The organism is Barnesiella sp. CU968, from assembly GCF_905219685.1.
Classification (GTDB): Bacteria; Bacteroidota; Bacteroidia; order Bacteroidales; family Muribaculaceae; genus Lepagella; species Lepagella muris_A.
In genome coordinates, this window is the sequence record NZ_CAJMXD010000333.1 from 1 (window position 1) to 3,218 (window position 3,218).

Below are 3,218 nucleotides of genomic sequence, written 5' to 3' on the forward strand. Positions count from 1 at the left end.
TAGCTGTAACACCTCCTTGCTCTACAATAAATTCCGGACGCTTAAGAAACTGTTTAAATTTAATTGTGAGGTTCATTGAGAGGATTTTATGAGGAGTTTTCACCGAGTCTCATCGGGAGCATAGCGGGGTATGGTTGAAATATGGAGTATCGTTTTATTCTGAATTATAATGGTCCTGAATATTTTTTGACGGGGTTGCCGCGCTCGAGATTGTCGTGGTTGCACCATTGGCGCGACTGCGATTCGGCAACGGTTTTGTCGTTTCGTTGTCGGAGTTTCAATAGCAGTCGTTCTCTTGCAAGAACTTTGTTCTGCGACTGGGAGCGTTCATCCGAGCATTTCACTGACAGCCCGGTAGGGATATGGATTGCACGGACCGCAGTTTCAACTTTGTTGACATTCTGTCCGCCCTTGCCGCCGGATCGGCAGGTTTCATACACTATATCGGCATCAGTAATCTGTGGTAGTTCCACTTTATCGAAAAAATTGACACCTACAAGCCAATTGCAGCGTTTGTGTCCCGGTCGAAATGGATTCACGGTTGACCGCCATAGTATCGTTCCCTCCCATTCGCTTATCGTTGATAAAGGAATGTCTTCATCTGTGGCAAGTGTGACAGACATATAGCAACCTTCAACCCGGTTGTGTGGTTCGGAGTCGGTCATATGTAATGAAGGAATTGCTTTGAGCAGTTCGCGAGCGACAAGAGTCACGACTCTGGCGCACTCGACAGGGCCGCGCCCGGCAGTAATCTGTATGTATTTTTTCATTCTCCAGTATCTTTAATATTGAGTTTGGGTTTAATCATGGAGATTACCTCGACTGTCGGCTTGATAAGTTCGAGGATCTCCCCGGTCGGTTTGTATGCCATTGGGGATTCATCAAGAGTACCTGCGAACACAGATGACGAGTATATGCCCTTCATTGAGTTTTCAAATTCACGCATTGTTATTTGCTTTTTGGCTTTGGCACGGCTAATGATGCGACCGGCTCCATGCGGAGCCGTATTGAGCCAGCGCCCGTTTCCTTTGCCAAGGCAGATGGCTATGCCGTCGCGCATATTAAAAGGAATGGCAACTTTTCTCCCTTCGGAAGCATCTATCGCTCCTTTGCGCAACATCGGCAGCCCATCAGTCAGGGAGATATAATTATGTGATGGTCGGGATTGACATACATTCCAGTCGGATAGGGTGAAAATTTCAGCCGATGTGGTTTTTCCAGTTATAATCATGCCGCAAAGTTGAGACGTGTATGCGCAATGGATTTGCGCACTATTGATAAAATTGCTATTTTTGTGAAANATATCTGATTATGCCTCTCAATCGCGCTACCCTTATCCGAATATCGACCATCGACAAATGTCTTCAGAACCATTACCGCCGCTGGACTATCAATGACCTTATTGACGCCTGCACTGATGCGTTGGCGGAGTTTGAAGGGCGGAGTAACCCTGTGAGCCGTCGTACATTTCAGAACGACCTCGCCCTGATGCGCAGCGACCGCTTGGGCTATAATGCTCCGATTGTGGTGAGAGAAAACAAATACTATGAGTATGAGGATCCGGATTTCAGTATCACACATCTTCCGCTTAATGATGAAGGACTCGATGCACTCAACTCTGCTCTTGACATATTGCGCCAGTTGCAGGGTTTTCCACAGCTGGCTTCGTCAATCGACACTATAAGCAAACTCAATGAGCAGATTTCCCGACACACGGGCACGTCGGTTCCGGCAATGGATATGGAGTATGTCGCGGGATATCGAGGAGCAAAATTTATCGGCGACATATATGATGCTGTGCGCAAACAGCAGACTGTCATTATCGAATATCAGTCGTTCAAGGCACGTCAGTCGGGAACATTGGTAGTGTATCCTTACCTTCTGAAAGAATATCGCAACCGCTGGTTTCTAATTGGGGAGAAAGCCACCAACAGCTCTCCGCAAGTAAATATTTTTGCTCTCGACCGCATACAGTCGGTTGCTATGGACAAGGAACATCCATTCAAGAAATGTGTCGACTTTGACCCGGAACACTTCTTTGACGACACTATCGGTGTAACTAAAGGAATTCATGACAAGGCTCGTCGTGTAGTAATAAAGATTGACCGCCAACAGGCTCCATACGTTGAGTCAAAGCCATTTCATAAATCGCAGAAAGTGGAGCAACGTTTCAGAGACGGATCTATCCAGCTCTCGCTCAAAGTGGTAATCAACAATGAGCTGGAGCGTCTGATACTCGGCTACGGAGGTCATGCCGAAGTAATAGCTCCACCGGAATTTCGTACCCGCATCGCCAAAAGCGTCCGTATAGCCGCTGCGAGATATGAAGATTAGTAAGGCGAGAAAATCTATGTCGGTTAAGTTAGGGATATAGAGGTTTGAGTAATCTGCACTCATAATTGCATCATTGGAGAATATGATGCCGTTTTGTTCTTTGATTCTGTGTTGTGCGTGTATATGGCAGAAGAGATGGGCTTTCTTCACGAGTTGAAGAAGTAGCATAGCGGTATGATGACTTTGTATATGTATGCAGGGAAATGATATTTCTCTAAAATTTGCAATAGTTTGCAAATTTTAATTGAAAAAATTTGGATAAGTCTGTAATGATTGCTAATTTTGTAATCGTTACAGATTTGTTAAAACAATAAGGCTGCATATGGAGAAAGATCAGTATAGCGAATCGGAGCTGGCTACCATGCTTCACAACGCAGGGTTGCGTCCGTCAGTTCAGAGAATATCGATCTTTTCTCTGATAGCGAACTCCCGCCTTCACCCTTCTGCCGAGGAGATTTATTCAAATCTATGGCATAGGTTTCCATCGCTTTCGCGGACCACTGTCTATAACTCGCTTCATGCGCTGGCTGACTGCGGACTCGTAAGGGAGCTTGAGATAGAGAGCGGAAACAAAAGATATGACATGGCTCCTCAGCCGGAACATGGACATTTCATGTGTCGCAGGTGCGGCAAAATTTTCGACACGGAATTGCCTCATCATATAGATATGAGAAAAATGAAGGGATTCGTGTTGGAGAGTGTGGAGGTGTGTTACAAAGGGTTGTGTCCCGAATGTTCAGATCATAGCGCATAAGCTCCCGAAAAATATAAACAAACTGAAACAGACTTACGTTGAAATAATCAGAAATAAGTAAGTGTTGGAAATTAGCTTATATTAAATTTTAGGAGATTTTGAGATGATTTCATGATTCCGAAGAAGGAGC

The 3,218-nt window shown here is 45.1% G+C and carries 4 protein-coding genes; 2 read left to right on the forward strand and 2 right to left on the reverse strand.

Annotated elements, in window-relative coordinates; all coding sequences use genetic code 11:
- Window positions 1-164: 164 nt before the first annotated feature.
- Window positions 165-770 (reverse strand): peptide chain release factor H, encoded by a 606-nt coding sequence (gene prfH, locus JX312_RS11025; protein ID WP_204458033.1) that lies wholly within the window; start codon window positions 768-770, stop codon window positions 165-167.
- Window positions 767-1,231 carry an RtcB family protein gene (locus JX312_RS11030; RefSeq protein WP_204458034.1) on the reverse strand — a complete coding sequence of 155 codons (465 nt, stop codon included), beginning with the start codon at window positions 1,229-1,231 and terminating at the stop codon, window positions 767-769. The genes prfH and JX312_RS11030 overlap by 4 nt, the downstream gene beginning before the upstream one ends.
- 80 nt (window positions 1,232-1,311) lie before the next feature.
- Between JX312_RS11030 and JX312_RS11035 the strand changes: the two genes are divergently transcribed.
- Both JX312_RS11035 and JX312_RS11040 read left to right on the forward strand, forming a co-directional pair.
- Entirely contained in the window at window positions 1,312-2,334 is a 1,023-nt protein-coding gene (locus JX312_RS11035) for a YafY family protein (protein ID WP_204458035.1), read from the forward strand.
- A 322-nt stretch (window positions 2,335-2,656) separates the two neighbouring features.
- On the forward strand, window positions 2,657-3,088 hold the full coding sequence (locus JX312_RS11040) for a Fur family transcriptional regulator (RefSeq protein WP_204458036.1): 432 nt from the start codon (window positions 2,657-2,659) through the stop codon (window positions 3,086-3,088).
- Window positions 3,089-3,218 lie beyond the last annotated feature (130 nt).

What these genes read in the sequence shown, in the direction of transcription:
- prfH (WP_204458033.1), bottom strand. Translation starts at nt 770, where the DNA reads ATGAAAAAATACATACAGATTACTGCCGGGCGCGGCCCTGTCGAGTGC.
- JX312_RS11030 (WP_204458034.1), bottom strand. Translation starts at nt 1,231, where the DNA reads ATGATTATAACTGGAAAAACCACATCGGCTGAAATTTTCACCCTATCC.
- JX312_RS11035 (WP_204458035.1), top strand. Translation starts at nt 1,312, where the DNA reads ATGCCTCTCAATCGCGCTACCCTTATCCGAATATCGACCATCGACAAA.
- JX312_RS11040 (WP_204458036.1), top strand. Translation starts at nt 2,657, where the DNA reads ATGGAGAAAGATCAGTATAGCGAATCGGAGCTGGCTACCATGCTTCAC.